This is a genomic window from Marinobacter sp. UBA5687 (assembly GCF_002420325.1).
In the GTDB taxonomy this organism is placed as follows: domain Bacteria; phylum Pseudomonadota; class Gammaproteobacteria; order Pseudomonadales; family Oleiphilaceae; genus Marinobacter; species Marinobacter nauticus.
Genome location: NZ_DIHV01000061.1, coordinates 3,700 through 29,359, shown reverse-complemented (window position 1 = coordinate 29,359; position 25,660 = coordinate 3,700). Strand labels below are relative to the sequence as shown.

At 58.3% G+C, this 25,660-nt stretch carries 24 protein-coding genes and 2 tRNA genes; 8 read left to right on the top strand and 18 right to left on the bottom strand.

All coding sequences use genetic code 11. From position 1 onward, the window contains the following. The 4 genes from B3Y70_RS06540 to alr form a co-directional block, all read left to right on the top strand. Window positions 1-685 (top strand): hypothetical protein (locus B3Y70_RS06540; protein WP_288589435.1); only part of this gene is annotated, 685 nt, incomplete at its 5' end. Window positions 686-705: 20 nt separating this feature from the next. Further along, entirely contained in the window at window positions 706-1,152 is a 447-nt protein-coding gene (gene rplI / locus B3Y70_RS06535) for a 50S ribosomal protein L9 (RefSeq protein WP_011785846.1), read from the top strand. A 149-nt stretch (window positions 1,153-1,301) separates the two neighbouring features. Further along, window positions 1,302-2,708 carry a replicative DNA helicase gene (gene dnaB, locus B3Y70_RS06530; protein ID WP_014420683.1) on the top strand — a complete coding sequence of 469 codons (1,407 nt, stop codon included), beginning with the start codon at window positions 1,302-1,304 and terminating at the stop codon, window positions 2,706-2,708. Beyond that, window positions 2,708-3,781: an alanine racemase gene (gene alr / locus B3Y70_RS06525; RefSeq protein WP_014420684.1), complete on the top strand. Its 1,074-nt coding sequence runs from the start codon at window positions 2,708-2,710 to the stop codon at window positions 3,779-3,781. The genes dnaB and alr overlap by 1 nt, the downstream gene beginning before the upstream one ends. Here the strand turns inward: alr and B3Y70_RS06520 are convergent. Next, window positions 3,750-4,112, bottom strand: coding sequence for a hypothetical protein (locus tag B3Y70_RS06520; protein WP_022991953.1), 363 nt, complete (start codon window positions 4,110-4,112; stop codon window positions 3,750-3,752). The genes alr and B3Y70_RS06520 overlap by 32 nt on opposite strands. 169 nt (window positions 4,113-4,281) lie before the next feature. On the opposite strand from B3Y70_RS06520, the gene B3Y70_RS06515 reads away from it, so the two are divergent. Further along, on the top strand, window positions 4,282-5,154 hold the full coding sequence (locus tag B3Y70_RS06515; RefSeq protein WP_153740891.1) for an SDR family oxidoreductase: 873 nt from the start codon (window positions 4,282-4,284) through the stop codon (window positions 5,152-5,154). A 30-nt stretch (window positions 5,155-5,184) separates the two neighbouring features. On the opposite strand, the gene fnr is transcribed toward B3Y70_RS06515, so the two are convergent. Both fnr and ylqF read right to left on the bottom strand, forming a co-directional pair. After that, window positions 5,185-5,931, bottom strand: coding sequence for a fumarate/nitrate reduction transcriptional regulator Fnr (gene fnr, locus B3Y70_RS06510; RefSeq protein WP_011785841.1), 747 nt, complete (start codon window positions 5,929-5,931; stop codon window positions 5,185-5,187). Window positions 5,932-6,198: 267 nt separating this feature from the next. Beyond that, on the bottom strand, window positions 6,199-7,122 hold the full coding sequence (gene ylqF, locus B3Y70_RS06505) for a ribosome biogenesis GTPase YlqF (RefSeq protein WP_014420687.1): 924 nt from the start codon (window positions 7,120-7,122) through the stop codon (window positions 6,199-6,201). A 236-nt stretch (window positions 7,123-7,358) separates the two neighbouring features. Here ylqF and B3Y70_RS06500 point away from each other — a divergent pair, with 236 nt between their 5' ends. Further along, entirely contained in the window at window positions 7,359-7,808 is a 450-nt protein-coding gene (locus B3Y70_RS06500) for a Spy/CpxP family protein refolding chaperone (protein ID WP_014420689.1), read from the top strand. Window positions 7,809-7,870: 62 nt separating this feature from the next. Here the strand turns inward: B3Y70_RS06500 and B3Y70_RS06495 are convergent, their stop codons facing one another. From B3Y70_RS06495 to B3Y70_RS06425, 15 genes are all read right to left on the bottom strand, one after another. Beyond that, the gene (locus B3Y70_RS06495) at window positions 7,871-10,348 is read right to left on the bottom strand and encodes an efflux RND transporter permease subunit (protein ID WP_153740893.1); all 2,478 of its coding nucleotides are present in this window, start codon (window positions 10,346-10,348) and stop codon (window positions 7,871-7,873) included. A gap of 48 nt (window positions 10,349-10,396) precedes the next feature. After that, window positions 10,397-11,617, bottom strand: coding sequence for a methyl-accepting chemotaxis protein (locus tag B3Y70_RS06490; RefSeq protein WP_113879840.1), 1,221 nt, complete (start codon window positions 11,615-11,617; stop codon window positions 10,397-10,399). A 9-nt stretch (window positions 11,618-11,626) separates the two neighbouring features. Then, window positions 11,627-12,673 (bottom strand): lipoyl synthase, encoded by a 1,047-nt coding sequence (gene lipA, locus B3Y70_RS06485; RefSeq protein ID WP_273030653.1) that lies wholly within the window; start codon window positions 12,671-12,673, stop codon window positions 11,627-11,629. 130 nt (window positions 12,674-12,803) lie between these two features. Next, window positions 12,804-14,081, bottom strand: a complete 1,278-nt coding sequence (locus B3Y70_RS06480) for an O-acetylhomoserine aminocarboxypropyltransferase/cysteine synthase family protein (protein ID WP_286896905.1) — start codon at window positions 14,079-14,081, stop codon at window positions 12,804-12,806. Between the two features lie 117 nt (window positions 14,082-14,198). Continuing rightward, entirely contained in the window at window positions 14,199-15,410 is a 1,212-nt protein-coding gene (locus B3Y70_RS06475; RefSeq protein ID WP_273030657.1) for a serine hydrolase domain-containing protein, read from the bottom strand. Window positions 15,411-15,435: 25 nt separating this feature from the next. Next, on the bottom strand, window positions 15,436-15,879 hold the full coding sequence (locus B3Y70_RS06470) for a PACE efflux transporter (RefSeq protein WP_022987823.1): 444 nt from the start codon (window positions 15,877-15,879) through the stop codon (window positions 15,436-15,438). Between the two features lie 110 nt (window positions 15,880-15,989). Beyond that, a tRNA-Met gene (locus tag B3Y70_RS06465) sits at window positions 15,990-16,066 on the bottom strand. A gap of 91 nt (window positions 16,067-16,157) precedes the next feature. Next, on the bottom strand, window positions 16,158-17,249 hold the full coding sequence (gene ychF / locus B3Y70_RS06460) for a redox-regulated ATPase YchF (protein WP_286896903.1): 1,092 nt from the start codon (window positions 17,247-17,249) through the stop codon (window positions 16,158-16,160). Window positions 17,250-17,332: 83 nt separating this feature from the next. Further along, window positions 17,333-17,923 carry an aminoacyl-tRNA hydrolase gene (gene pth / locus B3Y70_RS06455; protein WP_011785830.1) on the bottom strand — a complete coding sequence of 197 codons (591 nt, stop codon included), beginning with the start codon at window positions 17,921-17,923 and terminating at the stop codon, window positions 17,333-17,335. A gap of 21 nt (window positions 17,924-17,944) precedes the next feature. Further along, window positions 17,945-18,583: a 50S ribosomal protein L25/general stress protein Ctc gene (locus B3Y70_RS06450; protein ID WP_011785829.1), complete on the bottom strand. Its 639-nt coding sequence runs from the start codon at window positions 18,581-18,583 to the stop codon at window positions 17,945-17,947. 165 nt (window positions 18,584-18,748) lie between these two features. Further along, a complete protein-coding gene (locus B3Y70_RS06445) occupies window positions 18,749-19,699 on the bottom strand; it encodes a ribose-phosphate diphosphokinase (RefSeq protein WP_011785828.1) in 951 nt (316 codons plus the stop codon). A 52-nt stretch (window positions 19,700-19,751) separates the two neighbouring features. After that, window positions 19,752-19,826, bottom strand: a tRNA-Gln gene (locus B3Y70_RS06440). Window positions 19,827-19,848: 22 nt separating this feature from the next. After that, window positions 19,849-20,712 carry a 4-(cytidine 5'-diphospho)-2-C-methyl-D-erythritol kinase gene (ispE, locus tag B3Y70_RS06435; protein WP_206854814.1) on the bottom strand — a complete coding sequence of 288 codons (864 nt, stop codon included), beginning with the start codon at window positions 20,710-20,712 and terminating at the stop codon, window positions 19,849-19,851. Window positions 20,713-20,715: 3 nt separating this feature from the next. Continuing rightward, entirely contained in the window at window positions 20,716-21,342 is a 627-nt protein-coding gene (gene lolB, locus B3Y70_RS06430) for a lipoprotein insertase outer membrane protein LolB (RefSeq protein WP_273029744.1), read from the bottom strand. Next, a complete protein-coding gene (locus B3Y70_RS06425) occupies window positions 21,339-23,096 on the bottom strand; it encodes a tetratricopeptide repeat protein (protein ID WP_273029742.1) in 1,758 nt (585 codons plus the stop codon). The genes lolB and B3Y70_RS06425 overlap by 4 nt, the downstream gene beginning before the upstream one ends. A 234-nt stretch (window positions 23,097-23,330) precedes the next feature. Between B3Y70_RS06425 and hemA the strand changes: the two genes are divergently transcribed. Beyond that, the gene (gene hemA / locus B3Y70_RS06420; protein WP_011785824.1) at window positions 23,331-24,620 is read left to right on the top strand and encodes a glutamyl-tRNA reductase; all 1,290 of its coding nucleotides are present in this window, start codon (window positions 23,331-23,333) and stop codon (window positions 24,618-24,620) included. Next, the coding region (gene prfA, locus B3Y70_RS06415) for a peptide chain release factor 1 (protein WP_288589432.1) at window positions 24,617-25,660 on the top strand (1,044 nt) is incomplete at its 3' end. The genes hemA and prfA, both read left to right, overlap by 4 nt.

Genomic DNA, 25,660 nt, shown 5'->3' with positions numbered 1-25,660 from the left:
CGGGTGGGCCGTTTACGGCCAGGATCCCACGGCGCTGGCGGTGCTGCTGCAGGTGATGCTGATGGCATCCATTATCCGGACGACGCTGTCCTGGGAAAGAGCGCTGTTGTCCGGTGCCTTTCTGGCGATACTGACCGGGCTGATGTTGCCTGTGATGTATCCGGCGCTGCTGAACGATCTGGTTCAGGCTGGTGTCGAGGTTTACGAGCAGTACAACACTGAAATGGCCCGTGCGCTGGGTGGTGAACTGGAACAGGTTATCCGGGACACCATGAACGCCAGCATGGCCGGTACCTACTTTGCCACCGCCATCGGTATGACGATGCTGGCAAGGTCGTGGCAGGCGGGGTTGTATAACCCCGGTGGATTCCGCAAGGAATTCCATGGCCTCAGGTTATCGCCGGCGGTAGCCGTAGTGTGCGCCATCACCATGGTGGTCGGCCCGATTCTTGGGCTGAATGCCATCCTGCTGGCCTGGGCTGCGGGCACCCCGCTGGTTCTGGCCGGGTTGGCTCTGGTGCACGGTGTGTTTGCTCGAAAGCAGTGGAGCGGAAACTGGCTGGCAATGTTTTACGTTGCTCTGGTTCTGCTGGGTCCCAATCTGTTGATGCTGTTAGTGGTTCTGGCTTTTGTGGATAGCTGGCTGGATATCCGGGGGCGTATACCCGCCGGTCCGGCTGAATAAAGCACGAAGAGGTTAACGAGATGGAAGTTATTCTGCTCGAGAAAGTCGCAAACCTTGGCTCCCTGGGTGACAAGGTAAAGGTTAAGGCCGGTTACGGTCGTAATTTCCTGCTGCCGTACGGCAAGGCCGTTCCTGCTACGGAAGCAAACGTAAAGGCGTTTGAAGAGCGTCGCGCTGAGCTGGAAAAAGCTGCTGCTGAGAAGCTGGCTGCTGCCCAGGCCCGTGCCGAAGCTCTGGAAGGCGCTTCCTTCACCATCACCTCCAAGGCCGGTGAAGAAGGCAAGCTGTTCGGTTCTATCGGTGTTCGTGACATTGCTGACGCAGTGTCTACCGGTGGTACTGAAGTCGAGAAGAGCGAAGTTCGTCTGCCGGAAGGCCCGATCCGGGTCACCGGCGAGTACGACATCGAGCTGCAGCTGCACACAGACGTTGAAGTGACCATCAAGCTGGCGGTTGTTGCCGAGTAATCGGTAGCCCAGTGACAGGTCGATTCAACCAGCACTGAAGCCACAGGTTTCCGTGCTGAAAAACGGGCCCGAGCCGGAGACGGTTTCGGGCCCGTTGCTTTCTGGTATTCTTGTAACCTCATTTGTTCATTTCCCTGATGTCGGTGTCTATGGCCAATCCCACTCTGAAACCTGCTTCTATTGATCCGGAAACCAGTCGCATCAAGGTCCCGCCGCATTCGGTCGAGGCTGAACAGGCGGTGCTCGGCGGCCTGATGCTGGACAACCGTCGGTTTGACGAGATCGCCGAAATTATTTCAGCGGCTGATTTTTACCGGCAGGACCATCGCCTGATTTTCGGCGCCGTGGAGCGCCTCGCCAGCGAGAGCGAGCCGCTGGATGTGGTTACCCTGGCCGAGTTTCTGGAACGGGCCGGCGATATCGAGGATGCCGGTGGTCTGTCTTATCTGGCGGAACTGGCCGAGAAAACACCCGGTGCCGCCAATATCAGGGCCTACGCTGACATTGTTCGCGAACGCTCCATTTTGCGGCAGCTGGTGGAGGTGTCCGGCAAGATCTCCGATTCAGCCTTCAACCCGCAGGGGCGAAAAAGTAACGATATCCTGGACGAAGCAGAACGCAGTGTGTTCCAGATCGCCGAGGCACGTACTAAAGAAGGTTCCGGTCCCAAGGCCATCAACCCCATCCTGGCTACCACACTCAGCCGGATTGAAGAGCTGTTTGAATCCGGCGAGCAGACGACCGGTTTGACTACTGGTTTCCGGGACCTGGACGACCAGACCTCCGGTATGCAGCCAGCCGACTTGATCATTGTGGCGGGGCGGCCCTCTATGGGTAAGACCACCTTTGCCATGAACATTGTTGAGAACGCCCTGATCAGCACCGGCACCCCGATACTGGTTTTCAGTATGGAGATGCCCGCGGATGCCCTGGCCATGCGTATGTTGTCATCGCTCGGTCGCATTGATCAGACCAAAGTGCGGGGCGGCAAGCTGGAGGAGGATGACTGGCCCAGGCTTACTTCCGCCGTGAGTTTGTTGAAGGATAAGCCGCTTTACATCGATGACACGCCAGGCCTGAGCCCGACAGAAATGCGCTCCAGGGCCCGTCGGGTGGCGCGGGAGAACGGCGGCAAGATTGGTCTGATCATGGTCGACTACCTGCAGTTGATGCGGGTGCCGGGTAACACTGAAGGCCGGACTGCGGAGATTTCTGAAATCTCACGCTCACTCAAGGGTATTGCCAAAGAACTGGGCTGCCCGGTTGTGGCGCTGTCCCAGTTGAACCGGAGTCTGGAGCAGCGCCCCAACAAACGCCCGGTCAACTCGGACCTGCGGGAATCCGGTGCGATCGAGCAGGATGCCGATGTGATCATGTTCGTATACCGGGATGAGGTCTACAACGAGGATACGCCGGATAAGGGCATTGCCGAGATCATTATTGGTAAGCAGCGGAATGGCCCGATCGGTACCATCCGTCTCGCGTTCATCGGTAAATACACCAAATTCGAAGACCTGGCGCACGGCGATTACAGCGATTACGGTGGGGATTATTAATGCCACGCCCCACCGTTGCCCGCATTGATCTTGACGCCCTGAAACACAATTTCCGCCGGGCCCGGGAACTGGCCGGAACCGCCTATGCCATGGCGGTGGTCAAAGCCGATGGCTATGGCCATGGCATTCGCTCGGTTGCTGATGCTCTGGCCCCGGAGACCAGCCGGTTTGCGGTGGCCTGTATCGAGGAAGCCATAGCCATTCGCGGTGCCGGCCATCGGCACAGCGTGGTGCTGCTGCAGGGCACCCATCAAAAGGATGATCTGGCCGAATGTGAGCGGTCGGGTTTTGAACCGGTGCTCCACTGTCAGCAACAGTTATCGTGGCTCGGTGCGGGGCGTTCTCCCAGATTCTGGATCAAGGTCAATACTGGCATGAACCGTCTGGGCTTCCGGCCCGAAGAGCTGCCGGAGGTGATGGCCGGGCTTGAGGAAGCGGGCCTGAAGCATCTTGCGATTGGTTTTGTCACTCATTTTGCCTGTGCCGATGATTCGGACAGCGAAATGACCGGGCTCCAGACCCGGATTTTTGAGCGGGCAGTAGCCCCCTGGCCGGATTTGATGCGTAGCGTTGGCAATTCTGCGGCTCACTTTCGCCCGAATCAGCCGCTGTACGAGTGGAGCCGCCCGGGGATCATGCTCTACGGGGCGTCACCCATGGAGGGCAAAACCGGTGCGGAGCTGGGGCTTTGCCCTGCGATGACCTTGCAGGCGCCTCTGATTACCACACGCGTGGTCCGTGCCGGGGAGTCGGTAGGGTATGGCGCTTCCTGGACGGCCAGTCAGGATACCCGGATGGGCATGGTGGCCATTGGTTATGCCGATGGCTACCCGCGTCACGCGGGTACCGGAACGCCAGCCGCTGTGCGCGGCCAGCGAATCCGTTTGCTGGGGCGGGTATCCATGGACATGCTGGCAGTAGACCTGAGTGCCGTCCCTGAGGCCCGTGAGGGCGACCTGGTGGAGCTCTGGGGCAAAACCGTGAGTGTCGACGAGGTGGCCGGTTACGCCGGTACTATTGGCTATGAGTTGCTCACCGGCGTTACGTCGCGGGTGCCTCGGGTTCATGAATGATTTCTTCGATGAAATCGAGAATCGCCGCCAGGCTGCGGTCGTCCAGTTTCTTGAGGACTTTGTGAATCACCATTTTGCTGCCCTTGAGCATGCTGCTGATGCCCATTTTGGCCATTCCCATCATCATGCTGCCGGCATTCAGGCGGCGTAGTGGCTCAAGGAAAAAGAAATCCAGCCCGGATTCGGTCAGTTCAACGATGAGCTCATACAGCTGGTCGATGGCCTGCTTGTCGGCTTTGCCGCGGCCTTTGAGCTCACTGACGGTATAAAGAGCCCGGGTTCTTAGTTCATCGGGGATAGGGGCCACTATATGGCTCTGTTGTTTCAGCATTGGGATTCCCGTTGTTGTATGCTTGTCGATCCGGGAGCGTTCACCGGCTCCCCGTAAGGCTGACGTTTCAGGCTGCATGATACTGCAGTAAAGTAGTGTTCCGAGCCATTGGCCCGAGTGTTTCCTGACATCCGTCACATCAGTGATATTCCGGAGGCGTTGTTTCCACGTGCATGTACTTGTTGTTCACGACTATGGCCCGCTTGGCAAGGTGCTGTTGGAGCGCCTGCGGGAAACGCATCTGCGGATCAGTCCTTTGCTGGTCAGTGATCCTGCCAATGTCGACCTGCATGCCCTGGATAACTGGATTCCTGAAGACACCGCGCTGATTATCAATGCGTTGTGGCTCGCGGATCCGGAAAAGGCGGAGAAAAACCGGGAGGCGACTCACGAAGCGGCGTTTTCATTGCCGTTGGCGCTGGCCGAGCATGCCCGTGAGCGCAAAATGGCTTTACTGCAGCTTTCTTCATGTTATGTGTTTGATGGCCGTAAACAGGGTGCCTACATAGCGTCGAATCCAGGGCAGCCTGTTAACGAGCTGGGTCGCTGGCAATGGGAATGTGAGCAGGCCCTGAGAACGCAGCTCCCGCGGCATATTATTCTGCGTACCGGCTGGAGCCTGGCCCGATTTATCGGCAAGGTTCAGCAAAGTACGGCGCAAGGTGGCCTGTCTTTGCCCGGCCGCTGTCAGGGGCAGCCGGTGGCGGTGAAGGATCTGGCGAGGGTGATCGTGGCAGTGGCGCTCCAGATCGATTGTGGTGCTGAAGTCTGGGGTACCTACCAGTATGCCGGGGCAGAAGAGATCAATCTGTATGAACTTGGGTTGGCGATAGCCGGCATGCCCGGCATTCCTGAGGGAATCAAGGTGGTGGACGAGGTGCCCGACTGGGGTCACATCGAACCGGTAAACACCACTATGGTCTGTACCAAGATCCGCAATACCTTCGGCATAAAACAGATGCCGTGGCGCACCTGGTTGTCTGAAGAGGTGGCGATGTTGAAGGAATCGAACAGCGCTGAGCGGGTTCCGGCAAATTCCTGAACCCGCTCAGGGTGTGTGACTGGTTGGTGCTTACTGGCCCTGACGGGCGAAATCCCGCGTTACCATTTGCAGCGCTTCCACATCCAGCAGTTCCACTTCCCGCCCGCGAGCGCGGATGATGCCCTGATTCTGGAAGCGGGTGAAAACCCGGCTCACGGTTTCAACTGCCAGGCCCAGGAAGTTGGCAATGTCGTTCCTGGCCATGGGCAGGCTGAAATTGGTAGCCGACATACGACGACGGCGGAAGCGGCTGGACAGCGAGAGCAAAAGCGCCGCAATGCGCTCTTCGGCGGTATTCTTGCTGAGCAGCATCGCCAGCTGATGGCTGTTCTGAATTTCCTGGCTCATCAGGTGATACATGTGGTGCTGCAGTTCCGGCAGCTTGCCGGTGAGTTCCTCAAGCCTGTCGACCGGGAATTCACATACGCTGGTACGTTCCAGCGCTTTGGCCGTGCAGGCATAGTTCTCGCTGCTCATGCTGTCCAGCCCCACCAGTTCACCAGGCATGAAGAAACCGGTTACCTGTTCTTCACCGCCTTCGGTAATAATGGATGTTTTGATGGAGCCGCTCTTGACCGCAAAGCAGGAGCGAACCGGGGTACTCTGATCGAAAATATGCTCGCCGCGGTTATAGATTTTCCCCTGCTGGACAATGTCCTCAAGGCGATCAAGATCGTTCTCTTCAATGGCCAGAGGTAGACACAGGTTGCTCAGGCTGCACTGGTGACAGGAGGCCTTGAGAGGGGATACTTGGTGAAGTCGAATTGCCTGGGCCATAGTTGACGAACCATCCGGGTTGATCCATTCAAAACCGCACCGAAGCGTGTGCGGTGCGTCCTCAGCCCCAACAGGTAAGGCTTTTGCCTGCGTTCGGGGCGGACACCCTGGGCGATCCGGATACCTGGGCATGCGGCGGATTCCCATGGGTGCCAATGCTGAAACATCTGGTTTCAGTCACCTTGATTTAAATCAAGTATAGCAAAAAAGGCTAGTCTTATGCCCAAACTTTAGTCTTTGCGGGTTTGGCTTTTACGCCGACTCCGGCTAGCGTTTCTTCTTCTTGCGCTGCTCGTCTTTTCTTGCTCTCTCTTCCGCCTCGGCCTGTTCCCGGGCTTGTGCTTCGACCAGTTCCTGTTCCACCATATCCGGCGTTTCCAGTGAGATCCGGCCCAGCGTCCCGGCCCGGAGTTCGTTCAGCAGCACTTCGGAAACCTTGTGCAGATCCGGTACCCCGCCGCGGCCCAGGAAACGGCGTTTTACGGCGATGGCATCCATCAGTGCCAGCCCATCTACGGGTGTTTCGTCCAGCCCGTAGCGGTTGACGACGAGCTCCGGGTAGTGGGCAATCAGATAATCCGCCTCGAACAGCGCAACATCCTCGAAATCCAGTACAGCACTGCGGATTGCGCCGGTTATTGCCAGGCGATAGCCGCATTGCACCGGCGACAGCTTGGGCCAGAGGAAGCCAGGGGTATCGTAGAGCAGAACGTTATCCGGCAGTTTGATGGCCTGTTGTGCCCGGGTAACTGCTGGCTCGTTACCAGTCTTGGCGGCGGGCCGGCCAGCCAGGGTATTGATCAGTGTGGATTTGCCGACGTTCGGGATGCCCAGGATCATCACCCTCAAGGCGCTTTTCTGTCGATCATGCCCGGGCGTCATCTCTTCCGCCAGCTTGAGGATGCCCAGGGCTTCCTGGCGTTGATTGTGTGTGAGCGTGACCGCACGCACGCCCCGTTCCTGCTCCAGCCAGGCCAGCCATTGCTCGGTGATGACCGGGTCGGCCAGGTCTCGCTTGTTAAGCACCTTGATCAGCGGGGTATCGCCACGCAGCGAAGGCACCAGCGGATTCTCACTACTGAAGGGAATCCGGGCGTCCACCACCTCGATGATGAGGTCCATCTGGGGCATGACTTTCTTGATCTCCTTTCGGGCCTTGTGCATATGCCCGGGAAACCAGTTAATGGCCATGGTGTTTACTCCGCTGATTGATTGAGGGCGCCATTATGCAGGGGAATGACTAAATTTTCACATTCATCAAATCCCGCCAGTGCCGCGCCCTCAGAGCGAATCAAACTGAGAACCTGTACAAATTGAAGGGATATCGGGGTGAAATGAAGTAGGTGAATGCTTTAGGGTGTCACTTCAAATGATTAAAGCCAATCCGTGGTGGCTCCCGACAAGCCGCCTCAATGATGGAGAACAGTATGAAGCTCGCAAAATTCATCGGTTCCGCACTTGTCGCCCTGACTATCTCAGCGCCGGCGATCGCACAGCAGTCGCCGGGTGGTCAGCCGGATCAGGTTGCCCAGCTCGCGCAGATGGTGGGGCTGTCTGAAGAACAGCAAACCGAGATTCGCGGCATCATCGACGACATGCAGGGCGAGATCGGCGAACTGCGCCAGGATGCCCGCTCGCTGCAGGAAGACCTGCAAGAGCAGATCAAGCCGGATTACGACGAATCTGCCATTCGTGACAATGCCGCCAAACTCGGTGATGTGACCGGTGAAATTGCAGCACTTTCTGCCCTGATGCAGGCGAAGGTAGATGCGGTGTTCACCCAGGAGCAGCGTGATGAGCTGGATCGCCGCATGAAGCAGATGCAGCAGCAGATGCAACAACAGCGTCAGATGATGCAACCTCAGGGCCAGCAGTAATCCGCTGAGTCTGTGTGTTTGCGAGAAACCCCGCCGGAGCCTGGCCCCGGCGGGGTTTTTTGTTATGGGGAATTAAACGGTCGAACCAGAATGATCAGCCTGGGCAGTAGGGTGAGTGCACCCAGCAAGGCCATGAACATGGCAAAACCGGTGAACAGGCCAAAATAAATGGTGGGAATGAAGTTCGACAGCACCAGTATGGAGAAACCGGCAATGATGGTCAGCGAGGTGTAGAACATGGCCTGGCCGATACTGCGGTGACAGCGATGCATGGTGGCCAGGTAGTCGCCGTCTTTGGCGAACTCGGTTTTGAAGCGATGGATGTAGTGGATGGTGTCATCTACCGCAATCCCGACGGTGATGGCCGCCACGGTAATGGTCATCATATCCAGTGGAATGCCCAGCCAGCCCATCAGCCCCAGTACTGAGCCTGCGGCAATCAGGTTGGGTGCCATACCCACCAGCGCCAGCTTCACGGAACGGAACAGGATCAGAAACATGACCAGGATAGCGCCAAACACCACGCCGATGGTTTTGATCTGGGAATCGAACAGGCTCTGAAGCATGTTGTTGTACATCACTGTCATGCCTGAGAGCAGTATGCGATCCCGGTCGTAACCGAGTTCGGTGCTCAGGTGGTGGCGAATGTCATCCAGCAGCTCCTGTCGACGCAGGTCTGGCATGGTTTCGAGTATGCGGATACTGAATCGCGCCTTGTCCTGCTCCTCAGAAATATAAGGGGTCAGCAGAATATCCTGTAGATCGTCCGGTACGGCGGCGGGCACAAAGGCCAGCTCCAGGGCGTCCAGGGGCTCACCTCCGTTAACCTGGGCCAGCAGTTCGAGTGTGGTCTGTATGGACAGGACTTTGCCGGTCTCCGGCAGGCTATGCAGGTAATCATGCACCTCACCGAGTTGGCGCATTTTCTGATAGGTGTACCAGGTGTCCCGGTATTCCTCGTCACCGCAGTCTTCTACAAACGGGTCGCAGTCACTGGCGAATGGATCCGCGTTGGCGTTATCCGGGGCGGGTTGATCGGTAATGACCACATCCAGCGGCGTGGTGCCCCCCAGTCGGTCGTCTATGGTGACCATGCCTTGATGGATTTCGGTGGAGGACTTGAAGTAATCAATGAAGCTGTTCTCTACCGTCAGTCGGTTCAGGCCAATCACGCAGAGCACGGCAATGACCCCGGAACTGACCAGGACCGTCCCGCTGAACCGCTCGGTGAAGCGGGCGAAGGCATCGGTGAAGGGCACCTTGTCTGAGCTCACGCGCTGGTCGATCGGGGGTGGCAGCAGGCTCAACAGGGCCGGGAAGATCAAGAAAGTAATGAGAAAAGCCACGGTCAGCCCCAGGGTCATCATCCAGCCAAAATCGATGACCGGCCGGATGCCGCTGAAGGTGAGGGAGCCGAAGGCAACAATGGTGGTGATCGCCATATAGAAGCACGGTCGGATCATGGTCATCAGGGTGTTGCGCAGGATGTTGTTTGGCGCAGCCTCGGGCTCGTCATGCTGGAATTCCCGGTAGCGCACAATCAGGTGGATGGTGAGCGACAGGGTCATGATCAGTAGCAGCGAGATAAAGTTGGACGAAATCACTGTCACCGGCCATTGGGCCCAGCCCAGAAATCCGACCATCAGCCAGACGGTAAAACCGCAACACAACAGTGGTACCACGACCCAACGCCATTGCCGGAAAATAATCGCCAGGGTGAGCAGCAGGAAAGCCAATACCCCGAAGCCGAAAGTGGAGAGATCGTTTTCAATAAACCGGATCATGTCGGCGACAATCATGGGCACGCCGCCCAGGTGGATGCTGGCGTGGTCGCGGTATTGCTCCAGTATGGCGCGAACCTGATTGATGGTGGCATCACGCTCTTCACCCAGTTGCTCGGTGTAGCGGATAAATTCGTCGCTTGTCTGCTCAAGTTGCGTCCGCTCGGCCTCGCTGGCCTCGCCCCGATTCACCTTTTCCCGGAGTTCGTTACGCTGGTTGAGTAAGTCAAAATAGCGGCCCGGGGTTGGCAGGTTGACCTGGATGGCCGTGGTCTTGCCGTCCTCGCTGATGAGCAGGTTTGGGTACATGGGGTTGTCCAGCAACGCCTGTCGGCCGGTCGCCGGAGCCACATCGTGTTCATCCAGCGTTTTGATCTCGCTGTCGACGGTGTCCAGGGTAAGGTCCGGACTGTGCAGCAGCGGTACATTCAGAATGCTGTTGGTGGAACCGACGGCCTCAAGAGCCTGCAAGTCGTCGCGAAGAGCCCTTAACCGCGACAGGCCTTCGGTGGTGAACAGGGGCTCGTTGGGGGTGTAGGTGACCACCAGGAAATCGTCAGAGGTGGTGAAGGTCTGGTTTACCTGTCGGTACTGCTCCAGCGAACGATCGTTTTCCAGCACCAGGGATTCTGCCGAGGCATCCAGCCGGAACTGATCAAAACGCAGCGCGGTCAGTGCCAGTAGCAGGGCAAACAGGGCCAGAACAATCCAGGGGTGGGGCAGGATAAAACGGTCGTAGAAGGCGCCAAGGCGATTCATGAGTTACAACTCTGCAGTCAAAAACGAGTGCAGAGTGTGCCACAAACCTCAGCGAACTGTGACCTTTGCCGAGGCTTCTTCCAGTGAACGGATCAGTTGCTCCAGACGTTGCGTCATATCCGCGCTTTCCGAGAGCTGGACAACCATGTTCCGGGTAGTCTCCCGGATGTCCTGAACATTGGTCAGAACCTGATCGGTATCGGCGGTCTGTTCGGCAGACATATCCGCGATTTCCTGATTGGTCCGGTCGATACGACCGACCACCTCGTTAATGGCTTCCAGGGCCTGGCGCCCCTTTTCGGATTCTTCCACGCATCGCTCGGCGTCGTCTGAGCTCCCCGTCATCTGTTCGACAGCGGTATTCATGGAGGCCAACAGGCGATCCAGGGTGGTCTGGATCTGGTCGGTGGAGTCCTGAACCCGGCGCGCCAGGTTACGGACTTCTTCGGCAACCACCGCAAAGCCCCGGCCCTGTTCGCCCGCGCGGGCGGCTTCTATGGCGGCATTGAGGGCCAGCAGGTTGGTTTGCTCGGCAATGCCCTTGATTTCGGTAATGGTCTGGCCAATCTCATGGCTGTTTTCGGCCAGTGACTGTACGCTGCCAGCAGACTGGCGAACCACACTCGCCAGCCTGCGAATGCTGTCGGCGCTCTGGCTGACCCGTTGGCTGCCATTTACCGCAGTTTCCCGGGCTTCTGTTGACAGGGTTTTGGCAATGCCTGCCTGTTCGGCAATGCCGACAAAGCTTTGCAGCATGGCCTCAACGGATTCGGCTGAGCGGTTGGCGCCTTCCTGTTGCCGCGTGAGGCTGTCCCTGCGTGCGGCGGCCCGCTGGGTGAGAGATTCGACCTCCTGGTGCAGGTGCTCGGTGGCCGTTTTCATGCTGCGAACGACATCAGATGTACGATCCTGCATCGCATTGAAGGCAGCGGCCATTTCGCCAATTTCATCCCGGGAGTCGACGTCGGCCCGACGGCTCAGGTCGCCGCTGGTCTGCACCGCAACCATGGTGTCCTTGAGCCGGTTAACATGGCGTTCGATAAAGGAAATCAGCAGTTGGGAACCGGCCATCTCCAGCGCCATGAGCACCGCCACGATCAGTGCAAAGCCCGGCGCGGTGTCTGCAAATACCTGGCTGAAGCTGGATTCGGTCTGGCCCGCGATCACCTGCATGGCATAAAGCACCAGCAGACACAGCACCGCAAACACGAGAATATTCAGCAACCAGAATTTGTACTTCAGCCGGATATTTCGCAACAGGGTCAGCATTGGCGGCTCTCAGTCAACGGCCTTGACCGGAATCTGCATCGCCTTGTCGGGCACGGGAACCTCCGGCACGCTCAGGCCCAGATTGTTCTTGTCGAATACCCGGTCGGCCCGGTAGCTGGAGCGAACCATGGGGCCGGACGGCACTTCCATGAAACCTTTTTCCAGACCAATGTCGCGGTAACGGTTGAATTCTTCCGGGGTGACGTAGCGCTCCACCGGCAGGTGGTTCGGCGTGGGGCGCAGGTACTGGCCCAGGGTGAGAATATCCACACCAATGGCGCGCAGATCGTCCATGGTTTCAAGGATTTCCTCTTCGGTTTCACCCAGACCCAGCATCAGGCTGGTTTTGGTGAGCACATCTGGCCGATGTTTCTTGGCGTGGGCCAGTACGCTCAGGGTTTTTTCGTAACCGGCACGGGGGTCTCGCACACGACTGGTCAGGCGCTTGACGGTTTCCACGTTCTGGGCGAACACGTCCAGTCCGGAATCCACCACTTTTTCCACGTCGCTCATTACTGCATCAAAGTCCGGGGTCAGGGCTTCTACCGCCACCTCCGGGGTACGCTGTTTGATGGCCGAGACACAGGCCGCGTAGTGCGCGGCGCCGCCGTCGGGCAAGTCGTCACGGTCTACCGACGTCAGCACGATGTAGCGCAGGCCCATCAGTTCCACAGACTTGGCGCTGTTTTCAGGCTCTTCCGGGTCAAGCCAGCCTTTCGGGTTGCCGGTGTCGACTGCGCAGAATTTGCAGGCCCGGGTGCACACAGAGCCCATCACCATGATGGTGGCGGTGCCGTTGGTCCAGCATTCGCCAATGTTGGGGCAATGTGATTCCTGGCAGACGGTGCTCAGGCGGTGCTCGGTCACGTTCCGGCGCACGGCATCGTAGCGCTCGCCGCCCGGCATGCGCGCCCTCAGCCATTTCGGCTTGCGCTCCAGAGATTTGCCTTCCGTGTTTGATGATGAACGCTTGACGCCGTCCTTGATGGCGGAGAAGCCGTGTTCGTTACGGAATTTGGAACCACTGGTAATGCGGGGCTTTGCGCTTTCGCTCATTGGCCAGGAACTCTCGGATAAGGGTGTGGTGAACCTTTAAGAGTAATCGGCGGTCAGGGCAGTTACAAGGCAGGTAGGGGCAATCACGGGGTTACCGGGCACGACTTTGGTCGTACCCGGTTGAGGGATATCAAGCCTGGGATTTTTCCAGGGCCTGAGTGATATCGGCGATGATATCGTCGGCATCTTCAATGCCGATCGACAGCCGTACAAGGTCTTCGCTGACCCCCGCACTTTTCAGCTCGTCAGCATTGAGCTGGCGGTGGGTAGTGGTGGCCGGATGGCAAGCCAGGGACTTGGCATCGCCAATGTTCACCAGTCGCAGGATCAGATCCAGGGCATCGATGAATTTGGCGCCGGCTTCGCGGCCACCTTTAATGCCGAAACTGAGAATGCCGGAGGCCTTGCCGTCACAGATCTTGTCGCAGGTGGCCTTATAGGGGCTGTTCGCGAGGCCGGCGTAGTTGACCCATTCCACGGCGGGATGATCCTGCAGGAACTGGGCAACCTTCTGGGCGTTGTCGCAGTGGCGTTCCATGCGCAGGGCCAGGGTTTCCAGCCCCTGCATGATCAGGAACGAATTGAACGGCGACAGGGCGGAGCCGGTGTTGCGAAGCGGTACCACCCGACAGCGGCCGATAAAAGCGGCTTCGCCCAGGGCTTCGGTGTAAACCACGCCGTGGTAGGAGGGGTCGGGCTGGTTCATCATCGGGAACTTGTCGGCGCTGGCTTTCCAGTCGAACTTGCCGGAGTCCACCACAATCCCCGCCACCGTGGTGCCGTGGCCGCCGATGTACTTGGTCAGGGAGTGAATCACGATATCCGCGCCATGCTCGAACGGGCGGCACAGAAACGGCGTGGCGACAGTGTTATCGACAATCAGCGGAATGCCGTGCTTGTGGGCAATCTCGGCCCACTTCTGGATATCCACCACATTACCGGCCGGGTTGCCGATAGATTCACAGAACAGCGCCCGGGTCTGGTCATCGATGGCGCTCTCTACCGCCGCAAAATCATCGTGGGGCACCATCTTGCATTCGATGCCCTGGTTCGGCAGCGAGTGGGCAAACAGGTTGTAGGTGCCGCCGTACAGCTGGCTGGTGCTGACGATGTTGTTGCCCACCTTGCAGATGGTTTGCAGGGCATAGGTAATGGCCGCCATGCCGGACGCTACTGCCAGTGCGCCAATACCACCTTCCAGCGCTGCCATACGCTCTTCCAGAACCGCGTTGGTGGGGTTCATGATGCGGGTATAGATGTTGCCCTGTACCTTCAGGTCAAACAGGTCGGCACCATGCTGGGTGTCGTCGAAGGTGTAAGACGTGGTCTGGTAAATGGGCGTGGTGGCGGCCTTGGTGGTCGGGTCGCTCTTGAAGCCGGCGTGCAACGCGAGAGTAGCTGGTTTCATCACAACATTCCTTGCTGGTGGATTGTTCGTTATTGGTTTAAGGAGCCGAGTATGCCACAGGCATTCGGGCTTCGGCACAGTTCCAGCGGTTATACCGATATAAGGTGGAACGCGGAGTCAGTCCAGGACACCGTATACCAAAGCTCTGAGCTGCTGTCGGATGGGGTAGGACGAAGACGGCATCAGCTGGGTCATGAAAATCACCACCAGATCTTCCACCGGGTCGATAAAGAAGCTGGTGCTAGCCAGGCCGCCCCAGCCGAATTCGCCTTCGGAGCCGATGGTGGCGGAACTGGCAACATCGGTTTTCACTGAAAAGCCCAGCCCGAAGCCACTGCCGGCATAGGGTGTTTCGCTGAAGCCCCCAATAGAAAGCCCCGGCAGGTCCTTGCCGCCAGGCAGGTGGTTCAGGCGCATGAATTCCAGGGTTTTGCGCCCGATGATGCGTTGGCCCTGATACGCTCCACCCTGGCAGAGGGCCTGGGCGAACCTGAAATAGTCATCAATGGTGGACACCAGTCCACCTCCGCCAGACAGGAACTTTGGCTCCTTCAGGTAGCGGGAGCGCTCCGGGTCGTCCTGTAGCTTCATGGTGTCGCCGGGTTGGTACAGGTAGCAGGCAGCGAAACGTTCCTGCTGGTCCTGCTGGACCTGAAAGCCGGTGTCGGCCATGCCCAGTGGTTCGAAAATGTGCTCACGGAAGTACGCATCCAGTGGCTTGCCGGATAACAGCTCAACCAGGTAACCCAGTACATCGGTGGATACGGAATAGTTCCACGCGGTGCCCGGTGAGAACTCCAGTGGCAGTTCTGCAAGGCGATCCACCAGCTTGTCCAGGGTCAGGATCGAACTGCCATCCAGTTTCAGCTGGCGATAGGCGGCATCGACTTCTGTTCGCTCGGTGAAACCGTAGGTCAGCCCGGAGGTGTGAGTCATCAGGTCCCGGATGGTCATGGTGGTGGTTGCCGGTTCGGTTTCGAAATCCGGGTAGCGGCCACCCTTGTACACCTGAAGGTTTCGCCAGGAGGGAATGTACTTGTGTACCGGGTCGTTCAGCAGAAATTTGCCTTGCTCATACAGCTGCATCATGGCGATGGAGGTGATGGGCTTGGTCATGGAGTAGATGCGGAACACGGTATCCCGTTCCATGGGCAGGTTGCGTTCGACATCTCTCAGGCCCTGGGCTTCACACCAGAGAACCTTGCCATGCCGGGCCACCAGTGTGACCGCCCCCGGGATCTTGCCGGGTTGAATGTAGTTCTCGTCGAAGTGGCGGGTAATACGCTTCAGGCGATCCAGGGAAACGCCGGAGGTGATTGATTCCTGCATGGCAGCGGGCAGCCTTTTGTTCGGTTTAACGGATCTGGTTGGCAGATGCCGGGCCGGCATCGTTATCGGGAAACACGGTATCGTAGCACCAGGTAAACACAAAGGCGTAAACCAGGTAAAACACCACAAAGGCGATATCCACGATCAGCGCCTCCAGCAGGCCGATATCGAGCCACCAGGCGATCACCGGGAGGAACGCCAGCATCAGCCCGAACTCGAAACTGATGGCATGCAGGAAGCGCAGCTTGAGGGTTTTCCGGGTAGTGCCGGTGAACCGCTTCAGGCCGTGATCAAACATCAGGTTGAAGATATAGTTCCACAGGGTGGCCATGGTAGCACCGATGGCGGCAAGTACACCGGTTTCCCCAAGATCCAGGCCAAAGACAAAGGCGGCCAGGGGAGTTGATATGAGCAGGCCGATCACTTCAAAGGAAATGGCCTGGCGGATTCGGTCTTTTGTGGTTCGCATGGTGTTGGGAGTAGCGTAGGCGGGTCGTCCCGCGTTCTGTTCCCGGGAAGGGTGGGGTCGTCCCCAGAACTGAAAAAGCCCGGTTCTTTCGAACCGGGCTTTCAGAATACTGGTAGCAAGGGGCGGAGTCGAACCGCCGACCCCAGCATTATGAGTGCTGTGCTCTAACCAACTGAGCTACCTTGCCATTTCGCTTCGGGACACGCCCCAAACGAGGCGCGTATTTTCGGTATTTGGGCTCAGCCTGTCAAGGCTTTACGGCCAAAAAATACCGAAAATTACACGTTGAACCGGAAGTGAATAACGTCGCCGTCTTTGACGATGTAATCTTTGCCCTCCAGGCGCCATTTGCCGGCATCTTTGGCGCCGGCTTCGCCGTTGTACTGTACGAAATCGTCGTAGCTCACCACCTCAGCCCGGATGAAGCCGCGTTCGAAGTCGGTGTGGATAACGCCAGCCGCCTGAGGGGCTGTGGCGCCGATTCTGACGGTCCAGGCACGCACTTCCTTCACGCCGGCGGTAAAGTACGTTTGCAGGCCAAGCAGGCCGTAACCGGCGCGGATCACACGGTCCAGCCCAGGTTCTTCCATGCCCATTTCGTCCAGGAACATGGATTTCTCTTCGTCTTCCAGTTCAGAGATCTCGGCTTCCAGCTTGTTGCAGATGGGTACCACGACTGCGTTTTCAGAAGCGGCAATCTCACGCACCTTGTCCAGGTGGGGATTGTTCTCGAAGCCGTCTTCGTTCACGTTGGCGATGTACATGGTGGGTTTGACGGTAAGCAGGCAAAGCTCGCGAATCAGTGCCGTCTGGTCTTTGTCCAGGCCCATGCTGCGCACTGGCTTGCCTTCGTTCAGTACCGGCAACAGTTTTTCAAACATTTCCAGTTGGGCCTTGGCTTCTTTGTCGCCACTCTTGGCGACGCGCTGGACGCGTTTGATGGCTTTCTCTACGGTGTCGAGATCGGCCAGGGCCAGCTCGGTGTTGATCACTTCGATGTCGGAAGCAGGATCTACCTTGTTGGCCACGTGGATGACGTTGCCGTCTTCAAAGCAGCGCACCACGTGAGCAATGGCATCGGTCTGGCGGATGTTGGCCAGGAACTGGTTGCCCAGGCCTTCGCCCTTGGAGGCGCCGGCGACCAGGCCGGCGATGTCGACGAACTCCATGGTGGTGGGCACCACCCGCTCCGGCTTGACGATCTCCGCCAGTCTGGTGAGGCGCGGGTCTGGCATGGCCACCACGCCGGCGTTCGGCTCGATGGTGCAGAACGGGAAGTTTTCCGCGCCGATGCCGGCTTTGGTCAGTGCGTTGAACAGGGTGGATTTGCCGACGTTGGGAAGGCCGACGATGCCGCAGTTAAATCCCATGGAATGCCTCTGCTGGAACTGAAAAATTTGGGCGGATTATACCGGTGTATCGGTAAGGGTGCGAGTAAGGGGATGTGCCTTGCTCAGGGCGTTGGTTTGAAGCTGTGCAAACGGTTCATGGCGGCAGCCAGTTTGCCGCTGGCGGCATCCGGTAATACCCGCATGACTTCGTCAAACACGGCGGTCAATTGTTCGGTTTCCTGTTTGCCCAGTCGGCCCAGTACAAAACCGGTGACTTTGCGGCTGTCGCCGGGGTGGCCTATGCCAAGGCGCAGGCGCTGGAAATCGTTGGTGCCCAGATGGGCGATGGTGTCGCGCAGCCCGTTGTGGCCGCCGTGGCCGCCGCCTTTCTTGAGTTTGGCCGTGCCGGGAGGCAGGTCAAGCTCGTCGTGGGCAACCAGAATCTGTTCAGGGGAGATCTTGAAGAAGTCCGCCAGGGCCTTGATGGCAGTGCCGCTGCGGTTCATAAAGGTACTGGGGTTCAGTAAGTGCAGGTCCAGGCCCTGCCACTGAATGCGGGCGTATAGCCCGTGATACTTCTTTTCGGGACGGAGCGTCTGACCCGCTTCGCGGGCCAGCGCTTCGACGAACAGGGCGCCGGCGTTGTGGCGGGTATTCTCGTAGTCGGAACCGGGATTTCCCAGTCCAACCACCATGACAATATCCTGTGCCATTCGCCGTTGCCCCCGGAGTTATTACTCCTCGCCGCCTTCTTCGCCTTCCTCGCCTTCAGCGTCGTCCGCCTTGGCGCCTTTCGGCTTGTGGATAGAGGCAACTGGCAGGTCGTGGTCTTCGCCCTGCTGCAGAGCGGCAACTTTAACGCCTTTCGGCAGTTTCAGGTCGCTCAGGTGAACTACCTGATCCATCTCGACTTCGTTCAGGTCGACTTCGATGAACTCGGGCAGGTTCTGCGGCAGACAGATCACTTCAACTTCGGTCATGGTGTGGGAAACAATGCCACCCTGGAGTTTCACGGCCGGAGCTGTGTCTTCGTTGATGAAGTGCAGCGGTACGTTAACGTGAATCTCGTGGTCCTTGTCAACGCGCAGGAAGTCGGCGTGAGTCAGGATGGGCTTGTACGGATGACGCTGCAGATCCTTCAGGATCACGCTCTCTTTTTTGCCCTGAATGTCGACGGTCAGGATGTGAGAGAAGAAGGCTTCGTTTTCGATGGCCTTTTTCAGCTCGTTGTGCCAGATGGCGACCGGAGTTGCGTCTTTGCCGCCACCGTAGATGATGGCCGGAATCTTACGCTCTTCGCGACGCAGGCGGCGGCTCGCACCTTTCCCCTGATCGTCACGAGGAAATGCTTCAATTACAAAATCCTGAGACATGGTAATTACCTCGTTGGTCATCTGAGCGGCCCGCGACCAGGCTCTGAACAGATGAGCATTTCAAAAAGACCGGAGTTTTCCGATCGACTAAAAGAGTCGGGAGCCCTGTTGGACTCCCGACCCGGAAACTGCCTCTAAGTCTGAGGGTTACAGCGATAAGGCTGTTCAGACGTTCTCGAACATGGCACTGATGGACTCTTCGTTGCTCACGCGGCGAATGGATTCGGCGAGCAGCCCAGCCATGCTGAGGGGGCGGATTCTATCACAATTTTTGGCTTTGTCACCCAGCGGGATGGTGTCGCACACCACCAGTTCGTCCAGCTCCGAGTTGTTGATGTTCTCGATGGCCGGGCCGGAAAGTACCGGGTGAGTAATGTAGGCAACCACGCGGGAGGCGCCGTGCTCTTTGAGCGCGTTGGCGGCTTTGCACAGTGTGCCGGCGGTGTCGACGATGTCATCCACCAGGATGCAGGTCTTGTCGCGGACGTCACCGATGATGTGCATTACCTGGGAAACGTTGGCCTTGGGGCGGCGCTTGTCGATGATGGCCAGGTCGGCATCATCCAGGCGCTTGGCAACAGCGCGGGCGCGGACAACGCCGCCTACGTCCGGAGATACGACGACAAAGTTCTCGAACCGCTGTTTTTCAATGTCTTCAAGCAGTACCGGGGTGGCGTAGATGTTGTCCACCGGGATATCGAAGAAGCCCTGAATCTGGTCGGCGTGCAGGTCTACGGTCAGCACACGATCCACGCCAATGCTGGAGATCATGTCGGCGACCACTTTGGCGCTGATGGCTACCCGGGTAGAGCGAACGCGACGATCCTGACGGGCATAGCCGTAGTAAGGAATAACGGCGGTGATTCGTGTGGCGGATGCACGACGCAGGGCGTCAGCCATCACGATCAGTTCCATCAGGTTGTCGTTGGTGGGGTAGCAGGTGGGCTGGATAATGAAAACGTCGTGACCACGAACATTCTCATTGATTTCAACGGTGGTCTCGCCATCGCTGAAGCGGCCTACAGTGGCCTGGCCCATGGGAATATGGAGTTTTCTGGCAATATCACGCGCAAGTTCGGGGTTGGCATTGCCAGCGAAAATCATCAATTTGGACACGACAGCATCCTTCTCAGTATCGGCGTTTGATTCAGAAGAAGCGGGAGAAAGGTGGCTGGGGTGGCAGGATTCGAACCTGCGCATGACGGGATCAAAACCCGTTGCCTTACCACTTGGCGACACCCCAATATCATCGTGCTTTTTTGGCATCATTTCAGCTCTGTCAGCTTTTTGTGCAGAGGTGAATGGTTCACCCCTTTAGCTACGAACCCCGTGATGCCGGAGGGTTTGCTTTCCCAGATAATCCGGGCTGCGGATTCTGTCGGGAAACGTCCAAAAATGCAAGCCCCGGTTCCGGTTAATCTTGCAGGTCCGAATTGTGAAAGCCACTCCAGGCTCTGGTTAACCTCAGGATACAGTTTTCGAACTACATCCTCACAGTCGTTTCGGTACCTCGAGGCGTCTCCCTCAAAAGCGGGGCGTATTTTGATTTTTGGTGTGTCCCTTGTCAACCCTTCGGCTGAAAAAATCTTTCCGGTGCTGATGTTGCACTCGGGTTTGAGCACCACAAACCAGTCTTCCGGCGGGTTTGTGGGGGTCAGCTTTTCGCCGACACCCTCGCCAAAGGCTGCATGGCCACGCACAAATACCGGCACATCGGCGCCCAGGCGCAGGCCGATTTCTGCAAGCTGGTCTTCGCCCAGATTCAGTTCCCAGAGGCGGTTCATTGCAAGCAGGGTGGTTGCGGCGTTGGAGCTGCCGCCACCCAGGCCGCCGCCCATGGGCAAGCGCTTGTGGATGTGAATGGTAACGCCGGGGAGCGTGTTCTCGGTGGTTGCGGCCAGGGCTTTGGCTGCCCTGATTACCAGGTTGTCATTGTCCGGAACGCCTGATACGGGTTCTGCCAGTCGTATGCCGGGCTGCTCCGGAGTCAGTGTGAACGTGAGTTCGTCGCCATAGTCCAGAAACTGGAACAGGGTCTGGAGCTCGTGGTATCCGTCCGGGCGCCGGCCAACGATGTGCAGGAACAGATTGAGTTTGGCTGGCGAAGGCAGGGTAATCCGGGTTAGCAATACTCAGTCCTCTTGTTGCCATTCGCTGATGACCACGCGTACCCGCTTGTCTCCGTTCAGGGCGGTTATCCGGGCAGGAAGCGCGGGCAGGCTGTCAATGAAGGGCTGCCAGCGGTCATAGCGAATTTCCCAGCCATTCTGACGCAGGATGGCCAGTTGGCGCTGTTCATCGAACAGCAGGCGGAAATCACCGTCCGGTGCTGGCAATCCCCGAACCCACCAGGCGAGGTTGTCGATGGGCAGGTTCCACCCTGTGGCGGCGGCCACCAGTGTTTCCGGGTCTGAGGACTGGTAGGTCTCACCATTGGCCAGGGTCAGTTCAATGAAGCCCGGAACGCCCTTGAGCCGTGTCGTGCCCATGCCCAGAAAAGAGGATGACAGCGAGAGGTCGTAGCTTTCACCCTGCTGGCGCCAGTTGTTGATAATGGCGGTGCCGCTGTCTGAGGGTTGTTTTACCGCCAGCTTTCCTCTCAGTTGCCACTGATCAAACCGGCTCAGTTGGTTGCTGCGCTCGGCCCAGTCGGCCGGGGGCTGGTTTGTCATGCCTTCGGGCAAAGGTTCCAGCTGGATGGTGGTACAGCCGGCCATGGCGCCGGTCAGCAGCGCCATGGCAAGTAATCTTCGGATCATTGGTCGGCCCCATCGCTGGTCAGCCGGTCGATGGTTTCCCGAAGAATTTCATGGTCCGGGTTCTGGTCCAGCCCTTCTTCCCAGATGATGCGAGCCTGTTCTTCATTGCCGGTTACCCACAGAACTTCGCCATAGTGTGCTGCTACTTCCGGGTCCGGGTAGGCTTCCCAGGCCCGGGCCAGGAAGTCGAGGGCCTGATCCGTTTCGCCCTGGCGGAACAGTACCCAGCCCATGCTGTCGAGAATGGCCGGGTTTTCCGGGTCCAGCTCAAGGGCTTTTTCAATATAACCGCGGGCTTCATCCAGGCGATCAGTACGCACCGTCAGAATGTAGCCCAGGGCGTTCAGGGCAACGGCATTTTCCGGTTGCGCTTCAAGGATGGTTTTCAGGTCCTGCTCTGCGCCAGCCGGTTCTCCCATGGTGTCTTGCAGCATGGCCCGTGCATAGCGCAGTTCAACGTTGTTAGGGTAGTTTTCCAGCGCAGAATCGGCTGCGGTCAGGGCTTGTTCATTTTGCTCCTGATCGATCAGCAGATTCACCTCCAGCAGCCAGAATTTCTCGGCGTGGTCCGGGGCTCGTTCGCGCAGGCTCTGGATGTGGGCAATGGCCTGGTCCAGATCGCCCGCCTGGGCCTGCAGTTCGCTGGCGCGGGCCAGCGACGGGAAGAAATAATTTCCCCGTTCCACGCTCTGGTAGTACTCGATCGCCTGGTCCGTATTGCCGGCATCTTCCTCGATGCGCCCCAGGTAGTAGCTGGCTTCGTCCTCGTGGTGGCCCTGCTCTATCAGGCGGGTCAGTTCCTCCCGGGCCAATGCGGGCTGCTGGTTTTCCAGGGCGACCAGAGCGTGTGAAAGTCTCAGCCCCGGCGTGTCCGGATAGCGTTTTACCAGCCGTTCAAATTCGTCCTGGGCCGCCTGCAGCTCTCCCTCGTTAATCAGCATGCGGCCATAGAGGGTGCCCATCTGGCGGTTGGCCGGGAAGCGCCGGGTGTTGGTGGTCAGGTAATTCAGTGCCTCACGTTTTTGCCCGGTCTGGTAGAGCAGGTCCCCCTTGAGGATGATGGCCGGCTGGAAGTTCGGCTCTTGCTCAAGCAACTGGTTGATTTGCCGGAGGGCGACGGTCGGGGTGCCGGTAATTTTTTGCAGCAGGGCAATGCTGTACTGGAGTTCGGGGTTTTCCGGGTGCTTCACAGCCAGTTGACTGTAGAGCGTCAGCAGCTCCTGTTGCTGGACTGGCGGCAGGCCGGCGGCCATGGCTGCCAGGCTGTCAAAGTCCGCGTCTTCTCCCTGGTCCATGATCTGTTCCATATGGAACAGGGCGTTTTCCAGTTTCTGGCGTTTGACTGCCTGAATGGCCGAAATCCGATGTGCCTCCAGATTGTCGGGGTCCACATCCAGCCAGAGCGTAGCCAGTTGTTGCTGGGCATTGTCTGCATTCAGGGACTGGGCGATCCGCATGGCCCGCTCGATCACGCCGGTGTCCCGTGAGGTTTTTGCAGCCTGGAGGTAATTGACCAGGGTGACATCGTAACGGCCACGCTGGCCGGCCACTTCAGCCGACAGAAGCTGGTACAGCACTTCCGGTTCGAATTCGGCATAGTTGATGGGCGTGGCAGGCGGGGTAGCTGCAGGGGTATCGGTCTCGGTTACCTCGTTGGCGGGTTCCGGAGTGCCAGAAAATACAGCGCAGCCCGGAAGTGTGACGAGAGTGAGTCCCAACAGGCAGGTAACCAGATACGGTGCGGATTTTTGCATGCAACTTCCTGTGTGCTATCGGCGATAGGTCAGTGAAAACCGTTTTCTGCCCGGTAATTGAGGCAGATCGGGTTGCGGCCACGGCCAAGGCCCTATAATGGCATAAGCGTCTGAACTTGCCCAACCTGTCCGCACTTGCCGAAGGCGACGGGTTTTCGGGTGGCGACTGAGCAGTTGCCCCGGTAGAATGGCGAGTGATTATCCATAATCAGGGCAGGGTTTTCTGTACTCCAAATGGCACTAGTAACGCTGGGAATCAACCATCGCACCGCACCCGTGGAGATCCGCGAGCGTGTGGCGTTCACGCCGGAGCGAATGGCCGAGGCCTTTTCAGAACTCCGTGCTGCCTCCGGTGCCAGCGAGGCGGCTATCCTGTCCACCTGCAACCGGACGGAGCTCTATCTGGCCGGGGATGATGACTGCGCCCCCTCAGTGCTGCGCTGGCTGGCCGGCTTCCACGAGCTGGATGTGGCCGATCTTGAAAACGTACTCTATGTGCATCGGGATTCCGACGCGGTTCGTCATATGATGCGGGTGGCCGCCGGCCTGGACTCCATGGTGTTGGGCGAACCGCAGATTCTGGGCCAGCTCAAGGATGCCTATGCCCTGGCGCGGGAACACAGCGCCACTGGCTCCTTCCTATCCCGGTTGTTCGAGCAGACCTTTTCAGTAGCCAAGCGGGTACGCACCCAGACGGCCATTGGTGAAAACCCGGTGTCGGTTGCCTATGCCTCGGTTAGCATGGCGCACCACATTTTTGCGGACATGTCCCGCAACAAGGCGCTGCTGATTGGTGCCGGGAAAACCATTGAACTGGTCGCCAGGCACCTGGCAGAAGCCGGTGTGCGCAGTTTCCTGGTGGCCAACCGTACACTGGAGAAGGCCCAGGCGCTGGCAGAAGCCCACGGCGGTAAAGGCATTCTGCTGTCGGAAATTCCGGATCATCTTTCCGACGTGGATATCGTGATTTCCTCCACCGCGAGCCCCTTGCCGATTCTGGGCAAAGGCGCGGTGGAAAGGGCGTTGAAGAAGCGCAAGCACCGGCCCTATTTCATGGTCGACATTGCCGTGCCCCGGGATATTGAACCGGAAGTGGCGTCACTGGCCGACGTCTACCTCTATACCGTAGACGACCTGCGCCAGGTGATTGAAGAGAATATTCGCTCCCGGGAAGGCGCGGCCCGGGAGGCGGAAAACCTGATCAGCAGTGGCGTTCAGGATTTTCTGGATCAGCTGCGTGCCCTGGATGCGGTTTCCACTCTCAAGGTGTTCCGTCAGCGTGCAGAATTGCTGCGCGATGTCGAAACCGAAAAAGCCTTGCGCGCCCTGCGCAACGGCACCGATCCGGAGACGGCCCTGCGCTCACTGGCACGGGGCCTGACCAACAAACTTCTGCACCAACCCTCGGTTCAGGTACGCAAGGCGATGGCCGAAGGCCGTACCGAAGTGACCGAATGCCTGAGGGAGCTTTACCAGCTGGACGCACTGGAAGCTGACGAGCCCACCACCACGGAAAAACTATGAAACCATCCATCCAGTCCCGCCTCGAACAGCTTGTTGAACGGTTCGAGGAGGTGAACGCGTTGCTGAGTGATGCTTCGGTGATTGCCAATCAGGATAAATTCCGGGACCTGTCCCGCGAATTTGCCGAGATTGAACCGGTGGTCAAGTGTTTTCAGGCTTGGCGACAGTCTCTGGAGGACATCGATGCGGCCACGGAGCTGGCCAAAGACGGCGATGCAGACATGCGGGAAATGGCCGAAGAGGAGCTGGCCAGTGCCCGGGCTCGCAGTGAAGAGCTGGACGAAGAATTGCAGCGTTTAATGCTGCCCAAAGACCCCAATGACACCAAGAATGTGTTCCTGGAAATCCGTGCCGGCACCGGGGGCGATGAAGCCGCTATCTTTGCCGGCGACCTGTTTCGCATGTATTCCCGCTATGCCGAGAAACGCCGGTGGCAGGTCGAGGTGCTCAGCGAAAATGAAGGGGAGCACGGCGGTTTCAAGGAAATCATCGCCCGCCTCTCTGGCGATGGTGTTTATGGCACGCTGAAATTTGAATCCGGTGCGCACCGGGTGCAGAGAGTGCCGGAAACCGAATCCCAGGGCCGCATTCACACCTCGGCCTGCACGGTTGCCGTGATGCCGGAGGCCGACGAAGCCGAAGCAGTCGAGATCAACAAAGCGGACCTGCGGGTGGATACCTTCCGCTCCTCCGGTGCCGGTGGTCAGCACGTGAACAAAACTGACTCGGCGATCCGTATTACCCACCTGCCTACGGGTATTGTGGTGGAATGCCAGGAAGAGCGTTCCCAGCACAAGAACCGCGCCAAGGCCCTGAGCCTGCTGGCCTCCCGCCTTCAGAATGCCGAGCTGGAGAAACAGCAGAAAAGCATGGCGGAAACCCGTAAAAGCCTGGTGGGCAGCGGTGACCGTTCCGAACGTATCCGAACCTACAACTTCCCCCAGGGCCGGGTAACGGATCATCGTATCAACCTGACTCTGTACAAGCTCGACGAAGTGATTGCCGGAGACCTGGACGCCGTGGTGGTTCCCTTGCAGCAG

Coding starts and splice junctions, on each gene's coding strand:
- rplI (WP_011785846.1), top strand. CDS start 706: ATGGAAGTTATTCTGCTCGAGAAAGTCGCAAACCTTGGCTCCCTGGGT.
- dnaB (WP_014420683.1), top strand. CDS start 1,302: ATGGCCAATCCCACTCTGAAACCTGCTTCTATTGATCCGGAAACCAGT.
- alr (WP_014420684.1), top strand. CDS start 2,708: ATGCCACGCCCCACCGTTGCCCGCATTGATCTTGACGCCCTGAAACAC.
- B3Y70_RS06520 (WP_022991953.1), bottom strand. CDS start 4,112: ATGCTGAAACAACAGAGCCATATAGTGGCCCCTATCCCCGATGAACTA.
- fnr (WP_011785841.1), bottom strand. CDS start 5,931: ATGGCCCAGGCAATTCGACTTCACCAAGTATCCCCTCTCAAGGCCTCC.
- ylqF (WP_014420687.1), bottom strand. CDS start 7,122: ATGGCCATTAACTGGTTTCCCGGGCATATGCACAAGGCCCGAAAGGAG.
- B3Y70_RS06500 (WP_014420689.1), top strand. CDS start 7,359: ATGAAGCTCGCAAAATTCATCGGTTCCGCACTTGTCGCCCTGACTATC.
- B3Y70_RS06495 (WP_153740893.1), bottom strand. CDS start 10,348: ATGAATCGCCTTGGCGCCTTCTACGACCGTTTTATCCTGCCCCACCCC.
- B3Y70_RS06490 (WP_113879840.1), bottom strand. CDS start 11,617: ATGCTGACCCTGTTGCGAAATATCCGGCTGAAGTACAAATTCTGGTTG.
- lipA (WP_273030653.1), bottom strand. CDS start 12,673: ATGAGCGAAAGCGCAAAGCCCCGCATTACCAGTGGTTCCAAATTCCGT.
- B3Y70_RS06480 (WP_286896905.1), bottom strand. CDS start 14,081: ATGAAACCAGCTACTCTCGCGTTGCACGCCGGCTTCAAGAGCGACCCG.
- B3Y70_RS06475 (WP_273030657.1), bottom strand. CDS start 15,410: ATGCAGGAATCAATCACCTCCGGCGTTTCCCTGGATCGCCTGAAGCGT.
- B3Y70_RS06470 (WP_022987823.1), bottom strand. CDS start 15,879: ATGCGAACCACAAAAGACCGAATCCGCCAGGCCATTTCCTTTGAAGTG.
- ychF (WP_286896903.1), bottom strand. CDS start 17,249: ATGGGATTTAACTGCGGCATCGTCGGCCTTCCCAACGTCGGCAAATCC.
- pth (WP_011785830.1), bottom strand. CDS start 17,923: ATGGCACAGGATATTGTCATGGTGGTTGGACTGGGAAATCCCGGTTCC.
- B3Y70_RS06450 (WP_011785829.1), bottom strand. CDS start 18,583: ATGTCTCAGGATTTTGTAATTGAAGCATTTCCTCGTGACGATCAGGGG.
- lolB (WP_273029744.1), bottom strand. CDS start 21,342: ATGATCCGAAGATTACTTGCCATGGCGCTGCTGACCGGCGCCATGGCC.
- B3Y70_RS06425 (WP_273029742.1), bottom strand. CDS start 23,096: ATGCAAAAATCCGCACCGTATCTGGTTACCTGCCTGTTGGGACTCACT.
- hemA (WP_011785824.1), top strand. CDS start 23,331: ATGGCACTAGTAACGCTGGGAATCAACCATCGCACCGCACCCGTGGAG.